The 6,100-nt window shown below is 38.7% G+C and carries 4 protein-coding genes; 2 read left to right on the top strand and 2 right to left on the bottom strand.

The annotated features are described in order from the left end of the window. Nucleotides 1–11: 11 nt before the first annotated feature. Nucleotides 12–989 carry an N-acetyl-D-Glu racemase DgcA gene (gene dgcA / locus DS885_RS06590; RefSeq protein ID WP_113818638.1) on the bottom strand — a complete coding sequence of 326 codons (978 nt, stop codon included), beginning with the start codon at nucleotides 987–989 and terminating at the stop codon, nucleotides 12–14. Nucleotides 990–999: 10 nt separating this feature from the next. Continuing rightward, nucleotides 1,000–2,004: an N-acetyltransferase DgcN gene (gene dgcN / locus DS885_RS06595; RefSeq protein WP_113818639.1), complete on the bottom strand. Its 1,005-nt coding sequence runs from the start codon at nucleotides 2,002–2,004 to the stop codon at nucleotides 1,000–1,002. Between the two features lie 1,332 nt (nucleotides 2,005–3,336). Between dgcN and htpG the strand changes: the two genes are divergently transcribed. After that, complete coding sequence (htpG, locus tag DS885_RS06600) at nucleotides 3,337–5,241, top strand: molecular chaperone HtpG (RefSeq protein WP_113818640.1); 1,905 nt, start codon at nucleotides 3,337–3,339, stop codon at nucleotides 5,239–5,241. A gap of 132 nt (nucleotides 5,242–5,373) precedes the next feature. Next, nucleotides 5,374–6,018, top strand: coding sequence for an adenylate kinase (gene adk / locus DS885_RS06605; protein WP_113818641.1), 645 nt, complete (start codon nucleotides 5,374–5,376; stop codon nucleotides 6,016–6,018). The last annotated feature ends 82 nt before the right edge of the window (nucleotides 6,019–6,100 follow it).

A 6,100-nucleotide genomic window follows, 5' to 3' on the forward strand; every position in this document is an offset into this window, starting at 1 on the left:
TTGTTAATGAATTAACCCCAAAGCGCTGCTTGGTAAACATTCATTAGACTTTCATCAAATAGGATGCCTGATTGACGATCTTCAGCCAGTAATAATGGCCCATCAAGATCTACAATTTGAACGTTTTGTGCGACGATAAAAGCAGGTGCCATTGCAAGCGATGTTGCAACCATACAGCCAACCATAATCTGTAATCCTGCTTTCTCTGCTTCTTCTTTTAATGCGATGGCTTCTGTTAAGCCACCGGTTTTATCCAGCTTAATATTGATCATGTCGTAGCGACCAATAATATTTTTTAAACTACTGCTGTCATGGCAAGACTCATCGGCACAAAGTGTGATTGGTCGAGGTAAATGGGCTAGAGCCCCATCATCACTTGCCGGAAAAGGCTGTTCAATCATTTCAACGTTTAATTTTACGAGCTCAGGCACCATCTCTAAATATTGTGCTTCATTCCAACCTTCATTTGCATCTACGATAATACGTGCATTAGGCGAACCTTCACGAACAGCTGCAACACGTTCCACATCACCTTCACCTGCAAGTTTTAACTTAAGCAATGGTCTGTGTGCATTTTTTATTGCCGCTGCTTTCATTCGTTCTGGTGTGTCTAAAGATAATGTGAAAGCAGTAGTGACTGATTCAGGCTGTGCAACTTCAAGCTGTTGCCAAATACGTTGGCCTGATTGTTTGCAAGTTAAATCCCAGTAGGCGCAATCTAATGCGTTGCGTGCAGCGCCTGAGGGTAATAAGGATTGCATTTCTTGTCGGGTTAACCCGGCTACTATCTTGTCTTCTAAAGCCGCCAGTTCAGCGATCACTGACTCGATTGATTCATCGTAGCGAGCATAGGGAACGCATTCTCCACGACCAGTATGTTCACCTTGTTGCAGTTCAACTACAACAACATTGGCATGGGTTCTACTACCTCGAGAGATAGTAAAAGATCCTTCAATAAGCCAGCTTTCGTCTAGTAGGTTAACCTTCATTATTCAGCCCTTAAATTTTTGCTAATGCTTCAACAATACGACTAACACCTTCACGGAATGGGTCAACAGCAGGTAGATTAAATTCTGCTTCAACTTTCGTTAGGTATGCTTTAGCTTCATCTTCAGAAAGCTGTGACGTATTCACTGAAATACCAACAAATTTAACCGCTGGGTTAGTAATGCGGGCCATTGTTAGGTTAAGTTCCATACATGTTTTTAAATCAGGAAGTGGGTAAGTTGGCAGACCACGCATATGTTCACGTGTTGGTTCGTGACATAAAACTAGTGCATCGGCTTGTGAACCGTGAATAAGACCTGCGGTAACACCTGAGAATGAAGCATGGAATAATGAACCTTGGCCTTCAATAACATCCCAATGATCGGCATCGTTTGCTGGTGCAATTGTTTCAACAGCGCCGGCGATAAAGTCAGCAACAACGGCATCAATACTCACACCTGAACCACTAATCAAAATACCTGTTTGGCCCGTTGCACGGAAACTTGTTTTCATACCTTGTGCTAACATTTCTTTTTCAAGTGCTAATGCGGTGTACATTTTGCCCACTGAGCAGTCTGTACCCACTTGTAATACACGTTTACCAGAGCGTTTTAAGCCACTTGCAACAGGAAATGTTTGTGTTGGAAAACGAACATCAAATAAGTTACGACCTAAGCTATCAGCTAATTCTTTAAGTTCTTTAATATCAGTTAACTTGTTATGTAAGCCCGATGCTAAATCCATCCCAGCTTCAAGTGCTGTTTTTAAGACTGTTAACCAATTCTCTGAAATAATACCACCACGATTAGCAACACCAATCACTAATGTTTTAACACCCGCAGCTTTTGCTTGTGCAATATCCATGTCTGTTAAACCACAGTCTGCTTGACAATCTTCCATACGGAATTGGCCAGCACAGTATTCTGGATGCCATTGTTTGATGCCTTGTGCAACTTTAGCTGCTAGAGGATCTTGTGCATCGCCTAAAAATAATAAGTAAGGTTTTTTAATTTCCATATTGATATTCCCATTGGTAGTAGAGTTTATTTTATTATTGCCTAACGGCTCAGTTGCACTGTTTTAATCATGCTTAGATTCAAATAATAATGGATCAAAATAATTAGACTAACTAGTCTGATAGAGCAGGTTATATGCCAACACACAGAATTTTAATTAATTTATCTAAAGCACTTTTCATCTTAGTAAATGTTATTTTGCTATCAATTACTCTAGCAGTTTTGCTTTAGTCTAAAATGCTTATTTATGGTTAAATTGCAGTTTATTATTCTGTTTTTGTTTGTTTTGAATATGATGGAAAGTTTTTTGTTTTGTTGTATTTTTTTCTCTGTTTTTTGCTAAAAATAAATAACCAGTTAAAAACGTCAATTTGGCTTTTAAATTAATTGTCATTTTTAATTTTAAATTTAAAAAACCTTTATATTTGCACCTTTGTGGCGTGTTTTTTATTTAGATTGTTCACTTTTGGTGCAGCTTGATTAACGTTCCTTAATAAAGTATTTAAAATAATGAATAAATTACTCGTCAAATAACTAAGTGTTATTTAATGTTTTATCTAGTTTTTTGTTGGTTATATTGTGCTGAAAAATAAGTGTTAAGTAATTTATTCCTCTGTTTCGGCAGGTTGTAGGTTTCCCAGTATTGGTTCCGTGTCGAGCTTATTGCTTTGAATGTTATTCACTTTGATTTTGAATGGCCTGATATCACAAAAGAAGAATGGTGTGATGCTAATATTTGCGGATATAATTGCGATCTTCGCGCGTTAAATCAAATTTTTACAGCTGGTGTATTACCTGCTTAATATTTATTAATAGACAAGTTTCCTTTATGCGATAACTCGCCAACGAATCCAAACAATGCTGTACCTTTAACGTTAGCTTTCTTAACTCACTTACAGCAAACAGGACGTTTGCTGTAAGTTCATCCGACACATGGACGTGCCGTATGAATTGATGCGTTTAGAAAGCCCTTTATTGGTTGGATTAAGAAAGCGATTCGGAGTCAGTCTTTTTGCTTACTTTTTCTTCTGATAAGAAAAAGTAGAGTCGCCGACAGGGCGAAATCCAAAGCCAAAAGTCTCAACGTGATCCGACGAGCGCAGACTAGCCGTACCGTACAATTATTAACAAACTACGCATCCTCACGAAGATTATGGAGACGAGTAATTCAACTACCCAAACCCAACAAAATCACCTCAAGTTTGATCCATTTTCCCCTTACCTCAACAACTACTCCAAAAAAAATTAAATTTCCTCTTGAAATCCAATCAACTGTCTCCATCTATTAATTAACTTATTAGTAGTAACCCTTAATTAAGAGAGAAATAGAAATATGGAACAGCAACAAAACCATGCTTTCAGTGCTGACACTGGTAAACTTCTTAAATTAATGATTCACTCTTTATACTCAAATAAAGAGATTTTCCTACGTGAACTTGTTTCAAACGCTGCAGATGCTGCAGATAAATTACGCTTTAAAGCACTATCTGACGGTAGCCTATTTGAAAACGATGCGGACCTACGTGTACGTTTAAGCTTTGATGAAGAAGCAAAAACGATCACTATCAGCGATAACGGTATTGGTATGACTCGTGACGAAGTGATCGAGCATTTAGGTACGATTGCTAAATCAGGTACTAGCGATTTCTTCGAAAAACTATCAGGCGACCAAGTAAAAGATTCACAGTTAATTGGGCAATTTGGTGTTGGTTTCTACTCTGCATTTATCGTTGCCGATAAAGTAACGGTTAACACACGTAAAGCGGGTGATGATGCATCTCAAGGTACAACTTGGGAATCAACAGGTGAAGCTGATTACACCGTTGCTAACATTGAAAAAGCTGACCGTGGTACTGAAATCATCTTACACCTTCGTGATGACGAAACTGAATTCCTCAACGACTACAAACTACGTAGCGTTGTATCTAAATACTCTGACCATATCAGCATTCCTGTACAAATGTTTAAAGAAGCTGTGCCTGAGTCTGAAGGCCCTGATGGCGAGAAAGTACCAGCCGTTGAAGCAGCTTGGGAATCAATTAATAAAGCAACTGCATTGTGGAATTGCGCGAAAAGCGACTTAAAAGACGAAGAATACAAAGAGTTCTACAAGCACATCGCCAATGACTTTGAAGATCCACTAACTTGGTCTCATAACAAAGTAGAAGGTGAGCAAGAGTACACTAGCTTATTATACATTCCAAAACGTGCACCGTATGACCTATGGAACCGTGAAAAAGCACATGGCCTAAAACTATACGTTCAACGTGTATTTATTATGGACGATGCTGAGCAGTTCATGCCAACTTACCTACGTTTTGTAAAAGGTGTGTTAGATTCAAATGACCTACCACTAAACGTATCACGTGAAATCCTACAAGATACACGTGTAACAACTAAGCTACGTAGTGCTTGTACCAAGCGTGCATTAACTATGTTAACTAAGTTTGCTAAGAAAAATGAAACAGAATACAACGCATTCTGGAAAGAGTTTGGCCAAGTATTAAAAGAAGGTCCAGCTGAAGATCCAAGTAACAAAGAGCAAATTGCTAAACTGTTCCGCTTTGCTTCAACTGAAACAGATACAGCTGATCAAACTACCTCACTAGATGCTTACATCTCTCGCATGAACGAAGAGCAAGATAAGATCTACTACATCACTGCAGATAGCTTTAATGCGGCTAAAAACAGCCCACACTTAGAGATCTTACGTAAGAAAGGTATCGAAGTATTATTACTATCAGATCGCGTTGATGAGTGGTTATTAAGCCATTTACCAGAGTATGACGGTAAAGCGTTTATCAGCGTGACACAAGGTGATTTAGATTTAGGTAAATTAGACACTGAAGAAGAGAAGAAAGAGCAAGAGAAACAAGAGACTGAATTTGCTAGCTTCATCGAACGTACTAAGAAAGTACTAGGCGATAAAGTTAAAGATGTACGTTTAACACAACGTCTAACGTCAACGCCTTCATGTATTGTTGCTGATAGCGATGACATGAGCACGCAAATGGCTAAACTAATGGCACAAATGGGTCAACCAGTACCAGATAGCAAGCCAATTTTTGAGCTTAACCCAGAGCACGAAATGATCACTAAATTAGCAGATATGGCTGATGAAGAGTTATTTGCAGAATGGGCTGAGCTATTGTTAGCACAAGCAATCCTATCTGAAAAAGGTAGCTTAGATGACCCATCTGAATTTGTTGCTCGTATTAACAAGTTATTAATCGCTTAATGAAGCGCTTAATCAACACATAAATGTGTTAAAGGCCTGCTTATGCAGGCCTTTTTTGTTGATAATCTTGTGAATTTACTCTCAACGGTGTAAATTTCGCAGTAGAATTTATTAATTATATAGGAAGCTAGAATGCGTATTATCTTATTAGGTGCTCCAGGTGCCGGTAAAGGGACACAAGCTCAATTCATGATGGATAAATATGGTATCCCACAAATCTCAACGGGTGACATGTTACGTGCAGCTGCTAAAGCAGGGACAGAGCTTGGATTAAAAGCAAAAGAATTAATGGATGCAGGCCAATTAGTCTCTGATGACTTAATTATTGGTTTGGTTAAAGAGCGTATTGCGCAAGATGATTGTGCTAAAGGTTTCTTACTAGATGGTTTCCCACGTACTATCCCACAAGCTGATGCAATGAAAGCTGCTGGCGTGATTGTTGATTTTGTATTGGAATTTGATGTGCCAGACGAAGAGATCGTTAAACGTATGGCGGGTCGTCGTGTTCACTCTGGATCTGGTCGTACTTACCACATCGTTTACAACCCACCAAAAGTGGAAGGTAAAGATGACGTAACAGGTGAAGACCTATCTATCCGTCCTGATGATGAGGAAGCGACAGTACGTAAACGTTTAGATATCTACCACACACAAACAGCACCTTTAATCGCTTACTACAAAAATGAAGCGGCTCAAGGTAACGGCGCTCATCATAAATTTGATGGTACGCAAGCTGTTGATGTTATCAGTAAAGAGCTAGCGACTATTTTAGGCTAAACTGTATAACATAGATCATTAATATTAGGGGCGTCAGCCCCTTTTTTATAAGTTATACCAAATGTATTAAATAACTGATCTA

Source organism: Psychromonas sp. B3M02, assembly GCF_003318165.1.
GTDB lineage: Bacteria > Pseudomonadota > Gammaproteobacteria > Enterobacterales > Psychromonadaceae > Psychromonas.

What these genes read in the sequence shown, in the direction of transcription:
- dgcA (WP_113818638.1), bottom strand. Translation starts at nt 989, where the DNA reads ATGAAGGTTAACCTACTAGACGAAAGCTGGCTTATTGAAGGATCTTTT.
- dgcN (WP_113818639.1), bottom strand. Translation starts at nt 2,004, where the DNA reads ATGGAAATTAAAAAACCTTACTTATTATTTTTAGGCGATGCACAAGAT.
- htpG (WP_113818640.1), top strand. Translation starts at nt 3,337, where the DNA reads ATGGAACAGCAACAAAACCATGCTTTCAGTGCTGACACTGGTAAACTT.
- adk (WP_113818641.1), top strand. Translation starts at nt 5,374, where the DNA reads ATGCGTATTATCTTATTAGGTGCTCCAGGTGCCGGTAAAGGGACACAA.